The sequence below is a fragment of the Candidatus Manganitrophus morganii genome (genome assembly GCA_021651055.1).
Lineage (GTDB): Bacteria > Nitrospirota > Nitrospiria > SBBL01 > Manganitrophaceae > Manganitrophus > Manganitrophus morganii.
This window is the reverse complement of sequence record JAJHOH010000001.1, coordinates 93,406-113,599: the sequence shown is the minus strand read 5'-3', so window position 1 is coordinate 113,599 and position 20,194 is coordinate 93,406. Positions and strand designations below refer to the sequence as shown.

The window sequence follows — 20,194 nt, the reverse complement described above, 5'->3', positions numbered from 1 at the left end:
CGGTTTGGATTTTTAGTGTGTGCGTGCCCAGACTTTGAGTCGGTAGCGCATTGCGCAAAAGGTTCGGCCTTACCCTTCTTTTATTTGAAGGACACATACGCCTCGCATATCGAGCAAGTAGCGACCCCTGATATGCGCGACGCGGATGAGCGCCGCGTCACATCTGTTACAGCGGATGATCGTCCCCATCCCGTGCATGTAGGAGGCGGCCGCACCGATCACATCGTTGGCGCCACAGCCCGCGCAGGTGGCCTGGGCGAGGGTCATTTCAAAGGGGAAGATCTCTTCCAAGTTGCCCGCGGCGGCGTTGCCGTCTAGCTTATTCTCCATCATGTTTTTCTCCTGTCGGTCCAAATCGTTCCGTCTTGATGCGGGCCGGTTCATGTCCAAGCTCCACGAGAATGGCCGCGGCCGTTTCGACGAAGGGGGTCGGGCCGCAGATAAACGTCAGCGGACGCTGCGCCACCGGCCAGGCCACCTCACGCAGCATCTGGAGATCGATCCGGCGGGAATAGCCGGTCCAGCCGGGCGGGTGCGCGCGCGTCAGCGTCTGCGCCACCTCCAGCATCGTGCTGCGCTTCATTAACCGGTCGAGTTCGTCCCGGTAGATCACGTCCTCAAGAGAGCGCGACGAGTAGAGTAACCGGGTCGCAACCGTGCTCTCCGCAGCGGACCGGTGGCGCAACATTGCCATCAGGGGGACGATGCCCGACCCTCCTGCCACCAGCAGGAGAGGGCCGCCCATCTCTGCCTCCCAGACGAAGTAGCCCCCGATCGGGCCGCGCAGCTCCAGTTTGTCGCCGACGCGCAGTTCCTCGGTGAGGTAGGGGGACACCTCGCCGTCATCGAGCCGTTCGACGGTGAGCGTCACCCGTGGCGCCTCCTCGGGTGAAGAGGCGATGGAATAGCTGCGCTGGGCCTGGTAGCCGTCTTCCGCCGTGAGCCGCACGTCGACGTGCTGCCCGGCCCGATGCCCGCTCCAGCCGGGGAGATTCAATGTAATGCTCTTCGTCCGGGCGGTTTCCGGCTGTGTGGCGACCACCTCGCCGAGTTGCCAGATCAGTCGCCCCAGTAGCGTTCTTCTTTCCATGGATCACCGTGATTGTTGTAGCCGAGCGACTCCCAGAAACCGGGCTCATCTTCGTCGATCAGACGCAAGCCGCGCACCCACTTGGCGCTCTTCCAAAAGTAGAGATGGGGAACCAGCAAACGGGCCGGGCCGCCGTGTTCAGGCGCGAGGGGTTCGCCTTCATAGGTATCGACGACCCAAGCCTTCCCTTCCGTCACTTCTTCCAGCGGCAGATTGGTGGTATAGCCCCCATCACAGAAGGCGATCACGTAATTGGCCGCCGTGGCGACCTGCGCGAGCAGGGTCTCCAGGGAGACCCCTTCCCAGCGCGTGTCGAGCTTCGACCACTTGGTCACACAGTGAATGTCCAGGGTGATCGTCTCGCGTGGGAGCGTATGAAATTCATCCCAGGTCCAGCGTTTTGGTTGATCGACCTCCCCGACAATGGAGAAATCCCAGTTCGCGAGAGGCGTCTGCGGGGTCGGCCCTGCCGAAAGGACGGGAAAGTCACGCTCAAGATATTGTCCCGGCGGGAGTCTTTCGCTGAGCTCACTCTTCCGGCGACCGCGAAAACCGCGTGAGAAGAAATTTTCACTCATCTCTTCACCTCCTGTTCTTCCTCGCGTCCACTGTAGCGGGCGGATCGTGAGCAAGCCGATGACCTTGAGAAGCTCGAAGTCCGAACCGGCCGGTTTGCTGCGCGAGCGCGGGGGCGGGAGTTGCCAGAGACACCATTGCTGCGATGAGCACGATGAGGAAGAGCAGGAGCAGGCTAAAGGGACTTGCGGCTGCTGCGGCGGTAAGAGAACGGCGCCGGGTCGGCGCGAACGATACTGCGGCCATAATCATCCCCCTTACGATGAGTTGACGCGAACGAGTAAGTATGTTGATGCCGTAACGCAAATCGAATGCCAATCGTAAGTTATTGGAAATTATTAAGGGCACGAATAATAACGTCGTGAGCCTTCGAGATCGATGATAACGATTCGTCAAAAAAAGTATCAGAGTGTATCGTAAGCAAAGAAAGTCATGAAACAATGTTCTGATAATGCCGGCGGCCCGAACGCTTCTTCTGTGATGGAGCAACATTCCCTCTCCGTTCTCGGGCCAGCGTCGGATGGCGCTTTTCCCGGAACTTGGTCAGGAGGCGGGGGACCTGATGCGCTGCGCCGACCGGGCGATGTATCGGACAAAACAGGCCCGGAGCGGTTATCAAATTTATTAACCGCTGAAGAAATATAGCCGATGTAAGCCTTCCGGACGAATGGTCATCTCATTCCTGAAAAGTTCAAGTAAAACCTGAGGTCGGGATTTAAACGTGGTTTTCCTCCTCCGTCAGGACCCATCCCCATCAACCAACACCCATTTTGAGGGATTGCCCTCCGGCGCCGATTCAATCAACATGAAATAAAAAGGTCAACGATGATGAAAGGGTCCACGGATCAATACCGGGCGCATTGCTACTTGAGGAGGGAATAATGATGATGCTTCCGCTGCAAATGGTCGTACGGAATCTCTCACTTTCAGAAGCAGCCAAGGAGGATATTCGAGAAAAAGCTTCTAAGCTCAGTCGATATTATGATCCAATCGTGAGATGTCGCGTTATTGTAAATGCCCCGCACCGGCATCAGCGGAAGGGGCAATCGTATGATGTTCGGATCGACCTCACCGCGCCCGGCGCGGAGTTGGTTGTGCATCGGTCGTCTGAGGATCTCAACGCGGCGGTCCGAGAGGCCTTTGACGCGGTCCGCCGCCGGTTGGAAGAATTTGCCCGTTGCCGGAGGGGGGAGATCAAGAGACACGCGCCGGCCTCGCTTTAGAAATCATTTTACCGATTACTCTTTAGCGATCCCTGCGGCGACCAAGTCGATCGACGGTTCCCCGGCGTGGCGGACGATCTCGGCCTTGGCAAGATCCCTCAGTCGGACGATCTGCCGCCAGTCCTTTCCCTCGGGGTGGATCGGCTTGCCGATGGTCACCTGGATCGGTCCGCGGCGGGGGATCCAACGGCCGGGCCAAAGAACTTCGCGGGCGCCCCGGATGGCGACGGGGCAGATCGGCCGTCCGGTTTCCGCGGCGACTTTGAACGCCCCCAATCGGAACGGACGGATCCCCCGGAATCGCGAGAAGGTCCCTTCCGGAAAGATCAAAACGGAGTGGTCCTGCCGGAGCGCCTCCTCGATTCGGCGGGTGGTCGTGACGCTTTCGGTAAAGTCGAGCCGATCGACCGTCAAATGGTCCGCCTTTTTAATAAAGGTCCGGATCACCGGCGCCTGCATCAATTCCCGCTTGGCGACAAAGCGAAAACCGGGGGGAAGCGCCGCCATCAAGACGACCGCATCGAGGTAGCCCGAGTGATTGGCGACCAGAACGGACGGGCCGGCCTGCGAGAGATCCGCGCTTCCCTCTACCGTCACGGGACAACCGATCCAGGAGAAGAATCGGCGCGCCCAGGCATGAGAAAGCCGCGCCGGCATCTTCCCCTCCGGGAGAAGGAGCATCGCCGCCCAGACTGGGGGAATGGTCAGAAGCGCGATTAATCCGACATAAACGGTATAGACCAGACGGCCGAACGAGGAGAACGTCTGCTTCAAACGCGCGCCGAGACCGGAGAACCATATCCGGGCGATCTGAAACGCGGGGGGACGGCGCGGCGGACCCATCTCTCCTTTCAGGTAGGCGCTCCGCAATGCGGCGCGGCGGAGTTTGCCGCTGGAGGTCTTCGGGATCGTGTCCGGGGGAACCAGCGAGACAATATCGGGACGGATATCGGTGACGGCGGCCACCTTCTCCATGACCTCGCCGATCAACCGGCGCCGCGCTTCTTCTTTCTCCACCCTTGTCTCCGCAACGACGACCAGCTTTTCCGTTCCGATTTCCGGATCGGTGATGCCGAAGGCGGCCACCCGTCCGCGGCGGATTCCGGGAATCTCTCCGACCGTTTCTTCCACCTCTTGGGGGTAAAGATTGCGGCCCGCCTTGATGATCATGTCTTTGCGGCGGCCGGTCACGAAGAGCTCTCCCTCCGCAAGATAGGCGAAATCACCCGAGTCGCACCAGCCGTCTTGGAAGGTTTTCTCGGTCGCTTCCGGATCACGATAATATTCTCTCATTGTCGACGGTCCGCGAAATTGCAGCGCCCCTTCGGTCCGTTCTCCCACCTCATGACCCGACGCATCGACAATGCGAACCGCATGGCCCGGAAGGGGAGCGCCGCAGGAGACGAATCGAAGCGGAGACGGCTCGGTGGGCGGGGCCGCTACCGCTTTTCGTTCTCGCTCGAAGGTTTCGCGGGTGATCAGATCGATCCGCGGCGGCCGGCCGACGGGGGGGAAGGTCAGCGCGACCGACGACTCGGCCAGCCCGTAAACCGGAAAAAAAGTTTCCTTCCGAAAGCCGTACGGAGCAAACCGCTTCGTAAATCGCTCGAGTGTCTCGGGGCTGACCGGCTCGGCCCCGTTGAAGGCGACCCGCCAGGAGCTCAGATCGAGTCCTTCGATCGCGCGCTCGTCGATCTTGCGGACGCAAAGTTCATAGGCAAAGTTCGGCGCGGCGGAGTGGGTCCCCCGATGATAGTGGATCGCCCAGAGCCATCGCTCCGGGCGGGTCAGAAAGGTCAGCGGCGAGAGGATCGTGATCGGGATGCCGAAGTAGAGGGCGCCGAGCCAGGAGCCGATCAGACCCATGTCGTGATAGAGCGGAAGCCAGCTGACCCCGACATCGCCCGGTCCGATCTGGGCGGCCTGCCCGATGGCGCGGATGTTGGCGAGGACATTCTCATGGGCGAGCAGCACCCCTTTGGGAAGGCCCGTGCTTCCGGAGGTGAATTGAATCAACGCCGGATCTTCCGCCCGGAGATCGACTTTCGGCCGCTCCGAAGAGGCGCGGCGCAACGCTTCAAACGTCGTCACATTGGTTAAATCCGGAACCATCGGCTGGAGAAGACGCCCCAATCCCTCCACCCGGCCGGAGGCGATCAGGAATCGGGCATCGGCTTTCTGCAGGATGGCGATCTGGCGGCGGGCATACTCCTCGATCTGATCCATCCGAACGGGAGGATAAAGCGGAACGGGGATCCCTCCGGCGAAGAGGACGCCGAAGAAGGTGAAGAAGAAGTCGGAGCCGGTCGGGAGCATCAGCGCCACCGTCTCATGGCGGCGGAGCCCTTGCTCCAAAAGTCCCTGCGCCACGGCGCCGGCGGCGTCGACGAGCTGGCCGTAGGTGATCTTCTGCTCGGTCCCGTCTTCCTGCGGAAGGTAGATATGGGGGCGATCGGCCTCTCTCTCCGCCCGGCTCAGAAGGACTTCCGGAAGCGAGGAGGCGGAGGCGGGGGGGGGCGTGGCGGCGCCGATCGTTTGGATTCTTTCCAAGGAGAGGGGGCGGCCGGGGGCCTCGGAACGGAGAACGGCGCCGGCCAGATCGCGCGGGCTTCTCGCATCCGCAACCAGATGCTCCGGAATTCGGACCGAGAACGCTTTTTCGATCCGAAGAATGAGCTCGACCCGCTCCAAGCTTCCCAGACCGAGATCCCGATCGAGGGAGGCGTCTAAAGAAACAGCGTGAGCGGTGTGTTCCATCCCAAGCTCGGCGACAAACTCGCGGAGGATTGAAAGGACTTTTTGTCTGACGGTCTCACTCGGATCGGGAAGGCGCTCAGTGGCCATGTGAATAACTCCATTGCGGAACAAGCTTCAATGGTCGGATAAACTAAAGCTATATAGGGCTTCCTTATAAGGAATAAGGAAAGATCGCTCCTATCATGAGATAATTCTAAAAAAAGGACAATACCTCGAAGGGAGTACGGTCAAGAGAGCGGTTTCACGCCGATTCCTTCTTTTTCCAACCTCCCGCGAAACAAGCAGGATCGATGCGGCCTGCGGCGTATCGCTGTGAACCCGATGAAGGAGACGGATACTTTCCTGCAGAATGTGTTTAAATCATCTCGTCGTTTCATTCCAGAGAGGGGTCGAACCGGAGATTAATTTGACTCGGAGACCGGTTCAATGGCAGAATGGGGACCATGTCGCATCTACAGGATCAAGTCGCCATCATTACCGGGGGAAGCAGCGGAATCGGTTACGCCGTCGCCCAAGCGGCATTGTCCGAAGGAATGCGGGTGACGATTTCCGCCCGGAACAAAAACAAACTTTCCCGCGCCCTGACGGAGTTAAGGAAAGAAGTGAAAGGGGAAGACCGTCTGATCGCCGTCCCGGCCGACGTCTCGGTGGCGGCTCAGGTCGATGAGATGGTCAGGGAGACGATGAATAAATGGGGCCGGGTCGATCTCCTGGTGAACAACGCCGGCGTCGGCCAATGGGGCGCCATCGAAGAGATCAGTGAAGAAGATTGGGATCGGATCCAGGCGATCAATCTGAAGGGGACCTTCCTCTGCACGAAGGCGGTCCTGCCGGTGATGAAGCGGCAACGCTCCGGTTATATCGTCAATATCTCCTCATTGGCCGGGAAGCAGGGGATGGGAGGGGCATCCGCCTACTCCGCGTCCAAATTCGGCGTGATCGGATTTACTGAGAGCCTCTTGGAAGAGGGGGTCGCGCATCAAATCCGGGCGACGGCGATCTGCCCCGGTTTCGTGGCGACGCCGATGGTGGCCGGCGCCTCGGTGCCGCCGGAAGAGATGATCCCGCCGGCCGACATCGGAAAAATCATCATTGATCTCCTCCATCTCGCGCCGGTCACCGTCATCAAAGAGATCGTCGTCCGACGCCGCGGCGCAATCGATTAAATGGCCAACGTCTATCACCTCGATCTTTCCCGGAGCATGTTGAAGGGGGCAACGCTGGCCCTCCTTCCGGGAGATCCGTTTCGCGTCCCCAAAATCGCCGCCCAGATTGAAGAACGGAGCGGGGAGAAAGCGGTGGAGCTGGCCTGGAAGCGGGAGTATCGAAGCTTCTTGGGAACGCTGGCCGGGGAGAAGGTTCTGGTCACCTCCACCGGGATCGGCGGGCCGTCGACCTCTATCGCCGTCGAAGAGCTGGCCAAGCTCGGCGTTCGAATTTTTCTCCGCGTCGGGACCGCCGGCGCGATCCAGCCCGGCATGAACATCGGCGATCTCGTCATCACCACCGCGTCGGTCCGTCTCGACGGCGCCTCCACCCATTATGCCCCGATCGAGTATCCGGCGGTCTCTCACCCGGAGGTTCTCATCGCCCTGATCGATGCGGCGCGGCATCATGAGCGGGAAGGGTTTCGCGCCCATGTCGGGATCACCGCCTCTTCAGATACCTTTTATGCCGGGGAGGAGCGGACCGACGGTTTTTCCCGTTACCTGCTGCGGCGGCTTCGGGGGTTGACCGAGGAGATGAAGCGGCTGCACGTTCTCAACTTCGAAATGGAGTCGGCGACGCTGCTGACGATGTGCGCCGCGCTCGGGCTGAAGGGTGGGGTGATCACCGGCGTGGTCAATCGAAGAAGAAAGAAAGAAGAAAAGATCACGCCGGAGCGGCTGCGGGCGGGCGAGGAGAATGTCATCCGAGTGGCGCTCACCGCCGCCGAACGGCTTTTGGGTTCTTCGAAAGGAGAGTAACGGTCGCCCGGTTCTAAGAAAGGGGGGGTACGTTCATCTCTTCATGATGCTTGATGTACTCAAGCAGTCTCGGATTTTCCCTCCCGATCCGATCAAAGCGGATGTGGATCGCATAGGTGGTTCCATTCTGTAAAGGATTTGTCCAAGCCACCTCTCCCACGATTGATTCGGTTGTTGTCTTTCCTTGATCGGTTCCAAAAATGACCTCGACACGAACGAATTCCCCTTTTTGGAATTTTTCCGGACAAAGGATTCCGATCCCGTGGGAGCAGAGGTCCTGGACCAAAATGTCGCTCGTCGGATGTATCCCGAGCCGGGTGAGGCTCGAAATTGAAATCATTGGGATTCGGAAGCGGCTCTTTCGATTGTACAAAGCGCTTTCGATCGATGGGATTCTGGAGCGATCGAGCTTTTTCTTGCTGTCGATGGCTTGAGCGATTTCGACCATCAATTGTGGAACATTGAACGGTTTGGTGTAATAACTTCTGGCGCCGAGTCGGACCATGTCTGCGGCGCTCCCGTGAATTCCAGCGCCATACCCCGTGATAATCATGACCTCGATATGAGGGTTATATTCTTTGATCGACTTCAATACGGCGACCCCGTCCATCCCCGGCATCCTCAGGTCCAGGGTGACCAGATCGACCTTCCGCTTTCGAATAATTTGCATCGCCCGAAGGCCGCCGTCTGCTTCCTCCACTCTGTAGTGCGCTTTGAGAAGCAACTTCAGCGACTCACGCGGGCCGGTTTCATCATCGACAATTAAAACAGTACTCTTGGAATTCATCGCTGTTCTCCTTTTTTAGTCACTACTTCGAGGTTTGTTGTTGCATCGTTCCCTACCAGAAGGAAGGAGATACTAATAAGATAAGAAGTCTCAGGGTGCAGCAGGGCCGCGCTGTTATGTCGTTCGTGTTATCCCTAGGTGGAAGGGTATCAGAGATTCATCATTCGTCAATAAAGAATACTCGGTATAGGGTCAAATCGATGTGATCCATCCGTCACCTTTGGTAGTGACTGAGTCTGGAATCAATTTCTGGATTGTCATTCCCGCGCAGGCGGGAAAGCGCCTGGAACCGACTTGATGCGCACAGCGCCTCCGATCGCTTCGCGACAGCAATCCAGTGATTTAAAACCTCTGGATGCCCGCTTCCGCGGGCATGACGACTTTGGAATTTCAAAACGAGTCACTACCTCACTTTTATAAGGATTGAGAGTTCCAAAAAGGTTCTGTTATGTTAAGTGAGGTGAATGCAGCGCCGCGATACGGACGCGATACGGAAAGGAGAATGAAATGAAGTTTTTATTTTCAGTGGTATCGGCTTTCATGCTCTTAAATCTTCATCCGCCCTCAATGCACGCTCAGAGCAACCCAATTCAACAGTACGACGGAAACATCATTCTCCCGAGCACCTTTGAAGATCTCATCTGTTTGGGAAATTGGAATGCGGAGTTGGAGCGATGCGAAGGGTCTGCCGTAAGTTCCGGCGCTTTGGCCGCGATTTCGGCCGCGAAATCGGCCGACCGGCTGGAGCAGATCCGTCTGCTTCTGAATTCCATCAACAACAAGCTTTCCGAGAACACGCAAGCGTTGATCGATCTTCGGAAATCGTTTGATCTGCAAGACGCTCCGGCGACGCAGTCGCTGCGCGAAACGATCATCACCCGATTCGATGCGGTCCCAACGAGGATTTTAACCGAGGATTTGGTTAAAGAAGAACTTGATCGGTTAAGGAATGACATCCTCGAGGCGGTGGAGCGGAAAAATCCGGCACCGCCTCGATCTTCCGGTGAGTGAACCGATCGGAGAACAGAAAAGAGGTCGTTTTCTTGCGTGAATTTTACTTCATTCTTCATCCACGAGCTTATACCCTAAAGACGGAACCGTCTCGATGGCATCCGTCAGCATCGGGATCTTCTCTCGCAGCCTTCGGATATGCACATCGACCGTGCGGGTCGTCCCGAAGTAGTCGTACCCCCAGACGGTGTTCAACAGATGGTCACGCGTCAGGACCTTCCCCTTATTTTTCAGCAGATGTTCAAGCAGGGCAAATTCCTTGGCCGTGAGGGTTACCCGCTTCTCCGAGGCTCTCACCTCATGGCGGGGGACATCCATCACCAGATCGCGATAGGCATAACCGGCCGCACTCTCTTTTCGATCCGATCGCCGGAGCAGCGCTTTGACCCGCGCCATGAGCTCTTTGGGGGAGAAGGGCTTGGTGACATAATCGTCGGCCCCGAGCTCCAGCCCGACCACCTTATCACTCTCCTCATCCTTGGCGGTGAGAAAGAGAATCGGAAGGGCGGCGGTCTCCTCCTGGGCCCGCAGCTTTCTGCAGACTTGCAGGCCGTCTTCCCCCGGCATCATGATATCCAGGATCACCAAGGAGAAAGGCTGTTTGGCCAGTGCCTTAAGCGCGTCCGAGCCGTTGGAGACACAAAGCGGCTCGAACCCTTCTTTCCGCAAATGATGCGCGACCAGCTTGCTTAAATCGGCCTCATCATCCACCATCAATATTTTCTGCGACATCGGTTCTCCTTCATTACGGCCATTACGGTGAAATGATTTTTAAACTTTCAAGTAAGCCTTGAACTTTCTGTTCGATCCTGTTTCGTACCTCTCGGAACTGATCGATGGGCCAATATTTCGGATCGGGGATCGCCCAATCCTCGCGGTGTTTTGCCTTCACCATCGGGCACGCGTCTCCGCAGCCCATCGTGACAACCGCGTCGTATTCTATAGCCGGGATCTCACGGAGCGATTTGGAGGTATGCTTCGTCAGGTCGTAACCGACTTCCCACATCGCTTCAACCGTTTTCGGATCGATCTTTCTCGACGGGCGCGATCCGGCGCTATAAACCTCGATCGCTTCTCTTCCATAACGTTGCGCGAATGCTTCGGCCATTTGGCTGCGGCATGCGTTTTCGATGCAGACAAAGAGAATCCGTTTCATCATCCGCCGGTCTCCTCCGGCGGACGGAATTTATAACCGACGCCGCGGACCGTCAAAATGAATTGGGGACGGGAGGGATCGGGCTCCAGATGTTGCCGGATGGAGTGAATATGAACGTCGAGGTTATGCTCTTCGACGAACTGGTTTTCTCCCCACAAGGTCGTGATCAATTCATCCCGCTTGAACACCTTTCCGGGGTTCTGCGCCAGGAATTTTAAAAGTCCGAATTCGGTGCGGGTCAGCCGAATCAATCGCCCGGCCATCCTAATTTCATGACGCTCGGTGTCGATCACAAGCGCGCCGGCGCGGTACGCGCCGCCCGGTTTTTGCTCGGCGGCCATCCGCTTGCGACGGAGGAGCGCCTTGATCCGGGCGATCAGCTCCCGAAGACTCACCGGTTTGGGGAGGTAATCGTCCGCGCCCGACTCCAGACCCAGAATCCGGTTGGCTTCTTCTCCCAGCGCAGTAAGAATAAGAAGGGGAATCGCCTGGGTTTTTAAGTTTTTTCTAAGCAACCGGCAGACCTCCCAGCCGCTTAAGCCGGGGAGCATCAAATCGAGGATAATCAGATCAGGCGGCCGGCGCTGCGCTTCGGAGAGCCCCGTTTCGCCTTCGGCGGCGACCCGGACGTGGTAATGATGCCGGGTCAGCTCTTTTTTGAGGATATCGATCATGTCCGGATGATCCTCGATAATGAGGATCTCTTCAGGCTTTGGAGAAGTGACGCGAAGATGACTTTGCACCATGTAACCGATGTTACCCGAGCGGTGTTTTATGAAGATTACGCCGATGTTAAATTTCTGTTTCTTAACCGGGCATCGAAAGCATCGGGTCCGGGATCACCAGGCTTCTCTCTTGACCCCGGTTTTCGTTCCTCTGAGGACTTGATGAAGCCGGCCTGCGGCGGCGAAAATCTGTTCTCGAACGGAAAGGGGAAGCAGCGGTGTCCAGAGAAGAAGCGCCCCATAGGCGGTCCAGTAAAAGAGGGTGTCAAAGATTAAAGCCGTGAAGGGGGCGATCGAAAGTGTTTGACGGAGGAATACGGCGGGGAGGAAAACGGAAACGGCCAGGAAAAGCGTTCCGGCGAGTTTCCCCCAGGGGAGGAATTCTCCCCAGGAGGTCTCCATCATTTTTCGTATCTTCCAGAGCATCATCCCTTTTCCGAGATACATCACCAAAACGGTGGTGAGGACCGCCCCGGTGAGGCCGGCGATGTGGATGAGGGGGATGATCAGGAGGAGGGTCAGAACGATTTTTGCGGAGGTCGTTAAAAGAATAAATGGGATTCGGGCGTAACATCGGAGCATCCCGTCGGTTAGAAAGACCGCCGGCAGAATTCCCAGGGCGGAAATCTGAAAAAGAGGGATACTTTCCCGATAGGTGTCCGTGAAGAGAAACGCGATCATGTCGGGGGCGATCAAGACGAAGAAAATCCCGACCGGGAAGAAAAAAAGGGCGAGGCGGGCGGTGACATCATGCCACAGGGCGAGCCGTTCTTGATTCGAGCCGTTCTTCAGAAGCGACGACATCCGGACCATCAGAACCTGGGTGGTCGGCGTGTAGATGAAATCGATGATCGGAATCTGCATGATGCCGACTGAGTAGACGGCAAAGGTCGCGACATCGAAGAGGGAAGCGACGGCATACTGGTGAAGATTTTGTTGAAGGACATCGACTACCACGGCGGCGCCGAACGGGAGGGCATAGGCGAGCTGTGTTTTAAGACCCTCCATCCGGATCAACGATATTCGATTTTTACCACGAAGGAGGATTCGGACCGTATAGGCCGCCGTGATCGCCAGCCGCAACGCCGCAAAAGAAAGCAATCCGATGATGACAGCTGAGAGGGAGCGGCCGATCAGAAGAGGGAGAATAATAAAGAGGGCGCGGATCATTTCCGATAGAAAAAGGACCGTTGATCCGGCTGCGATCCGCTCCTGAGCAATCAGCATCGTCTCCAGATGGCATGAGGCGAGCATCAAGACAAGAAAGAAGGCCAACTTGGGAAGATAGGGAACAAGGGAGGGGTTGGAAAACCAGGCGGCGAGCGTTTCTCCCCCCAAGAGAAGGCCGACGCCGGCAAGTACGCCTGCGGCGGTCACAAAAAAAATCGCCTGAAAGATCCAGGACGTTCTGCGGTTTGGATCGTGGGGAATAAAGTAATAAAGGCTCTGAATCATCCCTCCCTGTAAGATCAGATAGAGGGTTGTAAAGATTAAAAAGATCTGCTTGAAAGTTCCATATTCGGCCGGGTCCAACCCGCGCGCCAAAAAGATCGGGATAAAAAAGGTGAGGGTAAAGGAAGCGATCCGTCCGATGATCAGAGTGAGCGCCTGCGAGTGAACCGACTTGGGTTTGACTTCGGATGCGATCTCCATTGAGCCGTTTCTCCTGCCAATTCAGAAAGTGAAGGGAAACCCGATTTTATTGTCACTTCACCAGAGGTCTTTTTTCAGGTTAAGGAGCTCCGGGGAGATGTCGGGCGAGGTGAGCGCTTTCTTTCTTTTCATTTCACTCGGCCTCCGTTTTGCTTTGCCCGACCGGTTCCATCCTTTTAGAAAGGAATCGTTGTAGATGCGAGCCAGGTAAAAGAGAATCATGAAGGTACCTCCTAAATAGAGGGTCCACTCGGCGATGTTTAACTGATTGCGCCATCCGATGAGAGCGGGAATGGTCTGTACGAGAAAATATTGGACGACATAAGTGAATAACGATGTTTTACCGAAGAGGGCGAGCGCCTTTTCGAACCGCCCGAAGTTCTTTTCCATTTCGATCTTCCGAACAAAATAAGCCAGAATCAGAAAGAGAACGCCGATGTAAAACGGAAGCAGAGAGGAGAGTTTTTCAGGGTAGAAGAGCGTTTTCAGCGTGTTTCCGAAGAGGCCCTCCGAGAAGAATTTTCCCGCCGCCCAGAGTCCAACCAGGAATCCGGATAAAAGAATCAACGGGACGATGCTTCTTCGGAGTGTTCTGACGAATTGACCGAGTGTTTCACTGACAATCGACCGGGCGAAGCTGTTTCCGAGGACCGTTCCGATCATAAAGAGGCCGGCCAGAGGAACGATCGGGTAGGTATCTCCCAGAAGAGGGTTGTCGCGAAGAGAGACCCCGAAAGTGAACTCTTTGATAACGAGCAAGATCGGCGAAGTGATCGAGGGGAAGAACGAGAAGAGCTTCCATGAAAGGAGACAGGTTATCCCGATGACAATCCGAGCGGGTCGGTCCAACCGTGGAACCAAGGTTGGGAGAAGCATGAAAAGGACCGCCAGCGCATCGGTGATGTACCAGTAGCGGAGGTAGACCTCGATCAATGAGGTTTCCTGACGGAGCGGATAGGTCGCCAAGGAAATGAGCAGATGGGCAAGGGTCAGAAGCTGGATGCCCCGGATGAAGTATTTCCATCGAATGCGTTGAAAGTGTGAATAAGTCGACTCGAAATAACCGAGCAACATGCCGCTGATCATTGTGAAGCCGGGGGTTCCGAGGTTGGTGACTTTCGTGATCAGAAGGCCCAACCATTTATTCGATTCCGAGTCGTTCAAGAGAATGAGACCGTGACCGACGGTGATCACACACATCAGCAGGCCGCGAGCAACATCAATTGCATCGACACGACGCCTCGGAGCCGAGGTCGGCGCGGGAAGAAGTTCTTGATGGGGCGAGTCGGGGAGCGCTAATACAGTCATCGTACCCATTTATCAGGATGAACGCCGAAAATCTGCGGATCGGGCGAGTGTTTATACAGACCAGAGAATCGTGCGACGGACGTACGATTTTTTCTTGGACGGAGAAAAGTTCGCGCGATTGATCAGGATAATCGGATCGATGATGTCGCCGCAGAGGATACAGCGCCAGATAAAATGTTCCGCGCGTCCGATCTCATCCAGGGCTCGATCTTTTATCATCATCCCGCTACAACGTCTGCAAGGCATTCATCCCATCCTTATTTTTAATTCTTTGTCGGAGCGCCGTTTTTTTTCATCTTCTTTCATCATAAAGGAAGGATATTTCTTCGCGATCAAAGAGATGTTAACGGGTTGTTAAATGTGACGGGGCCGGAGGAGCGAGAGAGAAAGACGGGTTCGTTCTCCCATAAGGCGGAGGGGTTCGTCTCTACTTGTTTTAGCCGACAGCTTTTTGCGGCTCGCGGCGCATCTTTCCCGATCGGTAAACGGTCGGCGTCGACATCAACGCGCGATAGAGGGGACACCAACGATGCAAGCGGGTCGTACAATACTGGTCCAGTTCGAGAGAGCTCGGCTCGAAGATCCATTCCCGCGCGCGGCACTCCGCTTCCCCTTCCGTGCTTTCAGCTTTTCCGAGATAAGGACAATGCATCGTCATTCTCCTTTGTTTTGATCTTCCTCTCCGCTTTGTGGATCGATCATCGCTGTATAGCTGAATCACATCCTACCCTCCGCTTGTTTATGATGAGTTATGTTTCTGTTAAAAGGGTGTTAATTCCACCGTCGGATAGATCAGGGCCTGGATCAAGAATGGTTCCGGGCGCTTTAATGAAGGATTCATCCGCCGAATCCCCTCGGCCTGAAAAAGCGGCGGCCTGGTATACTATATCGAAATATCGGAATGGTTGGAGCTTAGGCGGAAGCGCCGCAACTTAAAACGGAGAAGAAAAATGATTCCGAGAGTGCCCATCAAAAGGGTCATGTGCGAGAAGCTCCTCACCCTCGATCAGACGGAATCGGCCCTGCGGGCCGCAGAAGTGATGACGGAGCACGGGATCGGCTCCGTCCTGGTCTCTCGTGATGGAGAGGTCATGGGGATCGTCACGGAAAGCGATCTGGTACGAAAGGTCCTCGGGCAAGGGATCGATCCGAAAGGGGTCAAACTCGAAACGATCATGAGCTATCCCCCGATCACGATCGACGAAAAGGAGATGCTGGAGCAGGCGTACAAATTGATGGGGGAGAATCAGATCCGCCACCTTGTGGTCACGCGGGGGGGAGCGCCCTGCGGCATCGTTTCCGCCCGCAGCTTCATGGAGTCGATCTATCCGTGACGGCATTCCATTTATCGTACCACCGGTGTTCCTTGCAGCTTTATTGAAAAATTCCTCCGACCTTCGAAAAACCCGCTTTTAAAATATAAAAGGGCTGTCCTAAACAGCCCTTCGGAAAAACATCGGTTCCGTCCTTCGTCATCTTCAGCGCTTGCCGCGTCCGAGATCCTTCATCGTCTTCTCATAGGCGAGCTCGTGATTAAAACCTTCCTTAAGATACTTCCAAAGGAGCGTAATTTTCTCGAGATCCTCCTGAGTAAAGAGCCGCAGTTCTACGTTGCCGATCGGTTTCATTCGGGGAGTGACATAACCCATTTTTTCTAGATAATAGAGCTTGTGACGCGGAATGCCGACCTTTTTCAAAATAATCGCCGTTGTGACTGGAAGCCTCTTCATCTGCACCGCCTAAGAAGGTTTCTATCGGATTTTCTAGGGTAAAAGCAGACTTAAGATTACCAGAACAACGGAAGCTGTCAAGAAACGCATTTATCTTAAGCGTGGTGGAGCGGATAGAAAGTTAAAGGAAAAGTTTATCTCTTTCCGAAAAGACTCGAATCGATCGGGATTGGAGCTCTCCCTAGAGAGGATGAACGGCCGGCCGGAGAAATCGCGCAGGGTAAAATCGGGTATCCTCCCTCCAATGACATCCCTTTCTCTGCGCCCCCGAGGGAGACGCCAGCGGGTCTTGATGACAATCTTCCAGAAGAGTCCCTTCATTTGAGAAAGGATATTCCGCGTGGATCTCCTCATGGCTCATGCTCCATTCCGACCCAAATTTCTTCTCCCCGCACTTCAACCGGGTAGGTCCGCACCTTGTCTTCCGGATTGGCGAGGCAGCTCCCGGTGGCGACGTCCAACGTATTCCCATGCCAGGGACAGAGTAATTTCCCGTCGACCACCTCCCCCTGCACCAGCGGGGCGGCGCGGTGGGCGCAGAAGCGATCGAGGGCGTAGAAGAGCCCGTCGATATTCATCAGGAGGATCTGTCGGTGTCCGACCTTCACCTCCTTTCCCTTCCCCTCCGGGAGATCGGCGGTTTTCCCGATTGGTTGATATTCGATCATGTTGTCTCCTTTTCAATGCGCAAAGGGCTGTCCGATAATGGTTTCCTCGGGAGGAAGCTCCTCCGTGGTTTCGAAAGGAATTTGCAGAGGGTCAAAACGATGCGTGGGCTCTTTCTCCGCCACCTTCCAGCGATGATCAGCCATGGATTCACCCTCCCGTAAGGTCACCTCTCAGTGTGTACGTCATCAAGACCGATAGAGCGGGATGATCTACATCCTCATATTGATGATTTGGATGGAAGATCACAATACCCCCTTTGGGGGGTTGCTCCTTTCTCGGGTTCTGCGTGAGAATGAGACAGAAATTCCGATCATCTCAACGTCGAGAAAAGGCAGCCGATGTCGATGGAAAGCAAACAGCAGACCTTCTCACTATGGTATTTCATCATCGCCAAGACCGCCAGCAAGACGGCTTAAGAGGAAAAGGGTGTTCCTGTCCACCTTTAGGGAGGTGGCATTATCCAAGGAGGATCATATGAAGCTGACTCCGAACACAAAATGGACCGGGTTAAAAAAGTGGTTTTTTAATCTATTCGAGAAGGGAAAATACCCCGCCGTGATGGTACGCGTTGAGGCGTTCTTACGCGAGAACGAAATCCCATACCTAATTCTGAAACATCCGGAAGCATCGAGCGCTTCGGAACTGGCCGAGTCGCTCCATGTTTCCGGAAAACGGGTGGCGAAAGTGGTCATTGTCCGCGCCAAGGGGCGTTACGCGATGGTGGTATTGCCTTCGCATCTGCAGATCAATCTTCAACGTTTGGCGCGTTTGCTGAAGGTAAATCATCTGCGGCTGGCCGCCGAAGGGGAGTTAAAAGCCCTCTTCCCGGACTGCGAGGTCGGGGCGATGCCTCCCTTCGGCAATTTGTACGGGATTCCCGTCTATGTCGACGTCTCGATGCGGCTCGATCCCCTTTTTGTTTTTGCGGTCGGGACGCGCCATGACGCCGTCGAAATCTTCTACCGGGATTTCGAGGAATCGGTCAAGCCGAAGGTTGGAATTTTCGCGGCGGTTCCGATCGAGCGGCTTGCGGTTTGATCGTCTCACAGGAGAAAAGAAAATGAAGCAAAACAAAAGAGGGAAGAACGACGTCTCCCGGATTTTGGTCCCGACCGATTTCTCCGAGTGCTCATCCGATGCGCTTGATTATGCAATGGCCCTGGCCAAGCCGCTTAACGCGGAACTTATTTTGGCCCATGTGATCGAGCCGTTCCCGTATACAGCGGTGAATGCGATCGCTTTCATCAATTATGAGGAGCGCCTGATTCCTGAAGCCCGGTCGCTGCTCGATGAGCTGTCGAAGCGACCTCTCAGAGAAAAGCTTTCGGTGGAAACACATCTGAGCACCGGGATCGCTTCTCGGGAGATCATCAGACTGGCTGAACGTGAAGAGGCCGACCTGATCGTGATGGGAACCCACGGCCGCACCGGAATCGATCATCTCTTTACCGGAAGCGTCGCGGAAAAGGTGGTCCGTCTTTCGCCCTGCCCCGTCCTGACCGTTCACTTCCGGTCGGCGGGCTCCAAACGAAAGACGGCCGTCCCGAAACGAAAAACCGTAACGAAGTCGTAAATGGGACCCTGCGAAAGCAATGGGTTGTCTTGATGGAAAAAAGCGATCGTTTCATCCTGAAATTTTCGAAACGCCGGCTGGCGATGGCGGCCGGGGCGCTCTTTGCCGTTTTTGTATTGTCGGAGGCGCTCCCCCAGGAGCGCGACCCGATCACCGGCCGAGACTATACGGGGGTTTGCGCCAGCTGCCATGGATCGAAGGGGATCAGCACCAATCCGGTGGTTCCCAGTTTGGCGGGTCAAGACCGCTCCTATCTGATCGGGCAGCTTCAGGCCTTGCGGGATAAGCGCCGTAGGCATGCGGCGATGGAAGGAATCATCGCGGAGATGGCCGACGGAGACATCGCGTATATGGCGACTTACTATGAGAAACAGATTCCGATGGCCGGCGAGAAGCAGCTTATTTTTAAAAAGCGGGAGAAAGGGGAGCCCTTTTACAAAAAATGCCGGGAGTGTCATGGCGATCGCGCCGAAGGTCGTGACGGGATTCCTCGCCTGGCCGGTCAGCAAGCGGTTTATCTTGAAAAGACGCTGTTGGCCTATCGGGCAGGAGAGCGGTCTGCTGCCGGAATGAATGAGTCGGTTTTTGCCCTAAGCCCTGAAGAGATCAAAGCGCTCTCACGCTTTCTTTCAACCCTGAGATAAAAGGCCGAACTGATCATCAAAACACCACGTTCGAGGGATTGAGATGAGGAAGGGATCTCTGCAAGATAGAGACAAGGATACAGTTTTAAACCAAGGAGGGAGCCGTGATGACAAGGCGCAATAATCGATGGATCGGCATGGGTTTGATCCTTATTTTTCTCATCGCGGGGTCGGCTTCGGCATTGGTCGAGATTTCCAAGAAGGGGGAGGTGCGGGCCGATCAGGACGACATGAATGCCATCCTGGATACCTTCGATCAGGCGGAGGAGGCACTGCAAGCGAAGAATCTTTCCGTGATTATGTCGGTCTATTCCAACGGCTACCTCAATCGGGGTCTCCGAAAAGAGGAGACCTCTCGAATCTGGCAGGATATCTTCAACCGATATGATCGGCTCTCTTCCCGTCATCTCTTTTCTCGGATCGTCGTAGACCCGAACGGAAAGACGGCGAAAGTGACCTGCACCGGGTCGCTGTTCGGTGTCTCGGTCTTCAAAGGGGGAGCCCGTTCGGAGGCGGTCCAAATCGATACCTGGTTCGAAGCGATCCATCATCTGGCGTTCGAAGAGGGAGAGTGGCGGATTATCGGCCATGACCCTTCCGAAAAAGAACGGGATCTCTTCGGGTCGGCGATTCACCTATTGTTCTGAAAGGAGGGGAAGATGCAGCTTCCGTTAAAAATGACGGTCCGGAACGTCGGTCTTTCGGAAGCAGCCAAAGAGGATATTCGCAAGAAGGCTGCCTTGCTTGATAAAGGTTATGATCGGATCATCCGGTGCCATGTGATTGTTGACACCCCTCATCGTCATCAGAATAAAGGGTTGCTCTATGATGTGCGGATCAACATCACCGTTCCCGACGCGGAATTGGTCATCAAGCGTGAGTCCAATGAGGATCTCTCTGTAGCGATTCGGGATGCTTTCGATGCCGCGCGGCGGCGATTGGAGGATTTCGCCCACCGGCAGAGAGGGGAGGTGAAGAGACATGAAACCCCTCCCCATGGTCGGGTCGTTCAGCTTTTTCACGAAGAAGGGTACGGCTTTCTGGAAACGCCGGATGGCCGGGAGATCTACTTTCACCGAAATAGCGTATTAAACGGCGGCTTCAAGCAGCTGACGATCGGATCGGAGGTCCGCTTTGCCGAGGAGGAAGGAGAGAAGGGACCTCAGGCGAGCACCGTGGTAAGCATATAAAAACTCCTGAAGAGAAGAAACGATGATGTATTTTAGAAATTGTCGGCATGCGGTGGGAGATTTTCTTTCAGGAGTTTTCTCAGGTCACTGATGAAGAGGTAATCGACCTTCTCCGGCAAGGCAGATCCGAATCGG

26 protein-coding genes are annotated in these 20,194 nt (G+C 55.6%); 12 read left to right on the top strand and 14 right to left on the bottom strand.

The window, feature by feature from the left end; all coding sequences use genetic code 11:
• Positions 1–69: 69 nt before the first annotated feature.
• Genes MCM46_00495 through MCM46_00485 form a run of 3 tightly spaced genes read right to left on the bottom strand, consistent with a single transcriptional unit; the run spans position 70 to position 1,668 of the window.
• Positions 70–330, bottom strand: coding sequence for a DUF6510 family protein (locus tag MCM46_00495; GenBank protein ID MCG3110274.1), 261 nt, complete (start codon positions 328–330; stop codon positions 70–72).
• Positions 320–1,090: a ferredoxin reductase gene (locus MCM46_00490; GenBank protein ID MCG3110273.1), complete on the bottom strand. Its 771-nt coding sequence runs from the start codon at positions 1,088–1,090 to the stop codon at positions 320–322. Before MCM46_00490 ends, MCM46_00495 begins: the two co-directional genes overlap by 11 nt.
• Entirely contained in the window at positions 1,060–1,668 is a 609-nt protein-coding gene (locus tag MCM46_00485) for a sulfite oxidase-like oxidoreductase (protein MCG3110272.1), read from the bottom strand. The genes MCM46_00490 and MCM46_00485 overlap by 31 nt, the downstream gene beginning before the upstream one ends.
• 58 nt (positions 1,669–1,726) lie before the next feature.
• Between MCM46_00485 and MCM46_00480 the strand changes: the two genes are divergently transcribed.
• The 3 genes from MCM46_00480 to MCM46_00470 all read left to right on the top strand — a co-directional run bounded on the left by MCM46_00480 (position 1,727) and on the right by MCM46_00470 (position 2,889).
• On the top strand, positions 1,727–1,990 hold the full coding sequence (locus tag MCM46_00480; protein ID MCG3110271.1) for a hypothetical protein: 264 nt from the start codon (positions 1,727–1,729) through the stop codon (positions 1,988–1,990).
• Positions 1,991–2,186: 196 nt separating this feature from the next.
• Entirely contained in the window at positions 2,187–2,294 is a 108-nt protein-coding gene (locus MCM46_00475; protein ID MCG3110270.1) for a GGDEF domain-containing protein, read from the top strand.
• A 253-nt stretch (positions 2,295–2,547) separates the two neighbouring features.
• Positions 2,548–2,889 carry an HPF/RaiA family ribosome-associated protein gene (locus MCM46_00470; GenBank protein MCG3110269.1) on the top strand — a complete coding sequence of 114 codons (342 nt, stop codon included), beginning with the start codon at positions 2,548–2,550 and terminating at the stop codon, positions 2,887–2,889.
• 15 nt (positions 2,890–2,904) lie between these two features.
• Here MCM46_00470 and MCM46_00465 read toward each other — a convergent pair whose 3' ends face one another.
• Positions 2,905–5,733 (bottom strand): AMP-binding protein, encoded by a 2,829-nt coding sequence (locus MCM46_00465; GenBank protein ID MCG3110268.1) that lies wholly within the window; start codon positions 5,731–5,733, stop codon positions 2,905–2,907.
• Between the two features lie 356 nt (positions 5,734–6,089).
• On the opposite strand from MCM46_00465, the gene MCM46_00460 reads away from it, so the two are divergent.
• Positions 6,090–6,812, top strand: a complete 723-nt coding sequence (locus MCM46_00460) for an SDR family NAD(P)-dependent oxidoreductase (protein MCG3110267.1) — start codon at positions 6,090–6,092, stop codon at positions 6,810–6,812.
• Positions 6,813–7,613 (top strand): uridine phosphorylase, encoded by an 801-nt coding sequence (gene udp, locus MCM46_00455; GenBank protein ID MCG3110266.1) that lies wholly within the window; start codon positions 6,813–6,815, stop codon positions 7,611–7,613.
• Between the two features lie 13 nt (positions 7,614–7,626).
• On the opposite strand, the gene MCM46_00450 is transcribed toward udp, so the two are convergent.
• The gene (locus MCM46_00450) at positions 7,627–8,400 is read right to left on the bottom strand and encodes a response regulator (GenBank protein ID MCG3110265.1); all 774 of its coding nucleotides are present in this window, start codon (positions 8,398–8,400) and stop codon (positions 7,627–7,629) included.
• A gap of 507 nt (positions 8,401–8,907) precedes the next feature.
• Here MCM46_00450 and MCM46_00445 point away from each other — a divergent pair.
• Positions 8,908–9,411: a hypothetical protein gene (locus tag MCM46_00445; GenBank protein MCG3110264.1), complete on the top strand. Its 504-nt coding sequence runs from the start codon at positions 8,908–8,910 to the stop codon at positions 9,409–9,411.
• A gap of 48 nt (positions 9,412–9,459) precedes the next feature.
• Here the strand turns inward: MCM46_00445 and MCM46_00440 are convergent, their stop codons facing one another.
• The 7 genes from MCM46_00440 to MCM46_00410 form a co-directional block, all read right to left on the bottom strand.
• Entirely contained in the window at positions 9,460–10,143 is a 684-nt protein-coding gene (locus tag MCM46_00440) for a response regulator transcription factor (protein ID MCG3110263.1), read from the bottom strand.
• A 22-nt stretch (positions 10,144–10,165) separates the two neighbouring features.
• A complete protein-coding gene (locus MCM46_00435) occupies positions 10,166–10,570 on the bottom strand; it encodes an arsenate reductase ArsC (protein MCG3110262.1) in 405 nt (134 codons plus the stop codon).
• A complete protein-coding gene (locus tag MCM46_00430; GenBank protein ID MCG3110261.1) occupies positions 10,567–11,241 on the bottom strand; it encodes a response regulator transcription factor in 675 nt (224 codons plus the stop codon). The genes MCM46_00435 and MCM46_00430 overlap by 4 nt, the downstream gene beginning before the upstream one ends.
• Before the next feature lie 165 nt (positions 11,242–11,406).
• Positions 11,407–12,945 (bottom strand): oligosaccharide flippase family protein, encoded by a 1,539-nt coding sequence (locus MCM46_00425; GenBank protein ID MCG3110260.1) that lies wholly within the window; start codon positions 12,943–12,945, stop codon positions 11,407–11,409.
• Between the two features lie 57 nt (positions 12,946–13,002).
• Positions 13,003–14,253, bottom strand: coding sequence for a DUF1624 domain-containing protein (locus MCM46_00420; GenBank protein MCG3110259.1), 1,251 nt, complete (start codon positions 14,251–14,253; stop codon positions 13,003–13,005).
• A gap of 51 nt (positions 14,254–14,304) precedes the next feature.
• The gene (locus MCM46_00415; GenBank protein ID MCG3110258.1) at positions 14,305–14,472 is read right to left on the bottom strand and encodes a hypothetical protein; all 168 of its coding nucleotides are present in this window, start codon (positions 14,470–14,472) and stop codon (positions 14,305–14,307) included.
• A 217-nt stretch (positions 14,473–14,689) separates the two neighbouring features.
• A complete protein-coding gene (locus MCM46_00410; protein MCG3110257.1) occupies positions 14,690–14,905 on the bottom strand; it encodes a hypothetical protein in 216 nt (71 codons plus the stop codon).
• A gap of 298 nt (positions 14,906–15,203) precedes the next feature.
• On the opposite strand from MCM46_00410, the gene MCM46_00405 reads away from it, so the two are divergent.
• On the top strand, positions 15,204–15,587 hold the full coding sequence (locus MCM46_00405; protein MCG3110256.1) for a CBS domain-containing protein: 384 nt from the start codon (positions 15,204–15,206) through the stop codon (positions 15,585–15,587).
• A 144-nt stretch (positions 15,588–15,731) separates the two neighbouring features.
• Here the strand turns inward: MCM46_00405 and MCM46_00400 are convergent, their stop codons facing one another.
• Both MCM46_00400 and MCM46_00395 read right to left on the bottom strand, forming a co-directional pair.
• Positions 15,732–15,983 (bottom strand): hypothetical protein, encoded by a 252-nt coding sequence (locus MCM46_00400; GenBank protein ID MCG3110255.1) that lies wholly within the window; start codon positions 15,981–15,983, stop codon positions 15,732–15,734.
• Positions 15,984–16,333: 350 nt separating this feature from the next.
• Positions 16,334–16,651, bottom strand: coding sequence for a Rieske (2Fe-2S) protein (locus MCM46_00395; protein ID MCG3110254.1), 318 nt, complete (start codon positions 16,649–16,651; stop codon positions 16,334–16,336).
• Positions 16,652–17,126: 475 nt separating this feature from the next.
• Between MCM46_00395 and MCM46_00390 the strand changes: the two genes are divergently transcribed.
• The 5 genes from MCM46_00390 to MCM46_00370 all read left to right on the top strand — a co-directional run bounded on the left by MCM46_00390 (position 17,127) and on the right by MCM46_00370 (position 20,059).
• Entirely contained in the window at positions 17,127–17,690 is a 564-nt protein-coding gene (locus MCM46_00390) for a YbaK/EbsC family protein (GenBank protein ID MCG3110253.1), read from the top strand.
• A gap of 22 nt (positions 17,691–17,712) precedes the next feature.
• A complete protein-coding gene (locus MCM46_00385; GenBank protein ID MCG3110252.1) occupies positions 17,713–18,225 on the top strand; it encodes a universal stress protein in 513 nt (170 codons plus the stop codon).
• Between the two features lie 32 nt (positions 18,226–18,257).
• On the top strand, positions 18,258–18,869 hold the full coding sequence (locus tag MCM46_00380; GenBank protein MCG3110251.1) for a cytochrome c4: 612 nt from the start codon (positions 18,258–18,260) through the stop codon (positions 18,867–18,869).
• A gap of 107 nt (positions 18,870–18,976) precedes the next feature.
• Positions 18,977–19,516, top strand: a complete 540-nt coding sequence (locus tag MCM46_00375; GenBank protein MCG3110250.1) for a hypothetical protein — start codon at positions 18,977–18,979, stop codon at positions 19,514–19,516.
• A 12-nt stretch (positions 19,517–19,528) separates the two neighbouring features.
• Complete coding sequence (locus MCM46_00370) at positions 19,529–20,059, top strand: cold shock domain-containing protein (protein MCG3110249.1); 531 nt, start codon at positions 19,529–19,531, stop codon at positions 20,057–20,059.
• The last annotated feature ends 135 nt before the right edge of the window (positions 20,060–20,194 follow it).

Coding starts and splice junctions, on each gene's coding strand:
- MCM46_00385 (MCG3110252.1), top strand. CDS start 17,713: ATGAAGCAAAACAAAAGAGGGAAGAACGACGTCTCCCGGATTTTGGTC.
- MCM46_00470 (MCG3110269.1), top strand. CDS start 2,548: ATGATGATGCTTCCGCTGCAAATGGTCGTACGGAATCTCTCACTTTCA.
- MCM46_00370 (MCG3110249.1), top strand. CDS start 19,529: ATGCAGCTTCCGTTAAAAATGACGGTCCGGAACGTCGGTCTTTCGGAA.
- MCM46_00380 (MCG3110251.1), top strand. CDS start 18,258: ATGGAAAAAAGCGATCGTTTCATCCTGAAATTTTCGAAACGCCGGCTG.
- MCM46_00475 (MCG3110270.1), top strand. CDS start 2,187: ATGGCGCTTTTCCCGGAACTTGGTCAGGAGGCGGGGGACCTGATGCGC.
- MCM46_00400 (MCG3110255.1), bottom strand. CDS start 15,983: ATGAAGAGGCTTCCAGTCACAACGGCGATTATTTTGAAAAAGGTCGGC.
- MCM46_00420 (MCG3110259.1), bottom strand. CDS start 14,253: ATGACTGTATTAGCGCTCCCCGACTCGCCCCATCAAGAACTTCTTCCC.
- MCM46_00460 (MCG3110267.1), top strand. CDS start 6,090: ATGTCGCATCTACAGGATCAAGTCGCCATCATTACCGGGGGAAGCAGC.
- MCM46_00495 (MCG3110274.1), bottom strand. CDS start 330: ATGGAGAATAAGCTAGACGGCAACGCCGCCGCGGGCAACTTGGAAGAG.
- MCM46_00415 (MCG3110258.1), bottom strand. CDS start 14,472: ATGATAAAAGATCGAGCCCTGGATGAGATCGGACGCGCGGAACATTTT.
- MCM46_00480 (MCG3110271.1), top strand. CDS start 1,727: ATGACCTTGAGAAGCTCGAAGTCCGAACCGGCCGGTTTGCTGCGCGAG.
- MCM46_00375 (MCG3110250.1), top strand. CDS start 18,977: ATGACAAGGCGCAATAATCGATGGATCGGCATGGGTTTGATCCTTATT.
- MCM46_00430 (MCG3110261.1), bottom strand. CDS start 11,241: ATGATCGATATCCTCAAAAAAGAGCTGACCCGGCATCATTACCACGTC.
- MCM46_00425 (MCG3110260.1), bottom strand. CDS start 12,945: ATGGAGATCGCATCCGAAGTCAAACCCAAGTCGGTTCACTCGCAGGCG.
- MCM46_00490 (MCG3110273.1), bottom strand. CDS start 1,090: ATGGAAAGAAGAACGCTACTGGGGCGACTGATCTGGCAACTCGGCGAG.
- MCM46_00440 (MCG3110263.1), bottom strand. CDS start 10,143: ATGTCGCAGAAAATATTGATGGTGGATGATGAGGCCGATTTAAGCAAG.
- MCM46_00405 (MCG3110256.1), top strand. CDS start 15,204: ATGATTCCGAGAGTGCCCATCAAAAGGGTCATGTGCGAGAAGCTCCTC.
- MCM46_00390 (MCG3110253.1), top strand. CDS start 17,127: ATGAAGCTGACTCCGAACACAAAATGGACCGGGTTAAAAAAGTGGTTT.
- MCM46_00445 (MCG3110264.1), top strand. CDS start 8,908: ATGAAGTTTTTATTTTCAGTGGTATCGGCTTTCATGCTCTTAAATCTT.
- MCM46_00410 (MCG3110257.1), bottom strand. CDS start 14,905: ATGCATTGTCCTTATCTCGGAAAAGCTGAAAGCACGGAAGGGGAAGCG.
- MCM46_00450 (MCG3110265.1), bottom strand. CDS start 8,400: ATGAATTCCAAGAGTACTGTTTTAATTGTCGATGATGAAACCGGCCCG.
- MCM46_00435 (MCG3110262.1), bottom strand. CDS start 10,570: ATGATGAAACGGATTCTCTTTGTCTGCATCGAAAACGCATGCCGCAGC.
- MCM46_00465 (MCG3110268.1), bottom strand. CDS start 5,733: ATGGCCACTGAGCGCCTTCCCGATCCGAGTGAGACCGTCAGACAAAAA.
- MCM46_00485 (MCG3110272.1), bottom strand. CDS start 1,668: ATGAGTGAAAATTTCTTCTCACGCGGTTTTCGCGGTCGCCGGAAGAGT.
- udp (MCG3110266.1), top strand. CDS start 6,813: ATGGCCAACGTCTATCACCTCGATCTTTCCCGGAGCATGTTGAAGGGG.
- MCM46_00395 (MCG3110254.1), bottom strand. CDS start 16,651: ATGATCGAATATCAACCAATCGGGAAAACCGCCGATCTCCCGGAGGGG.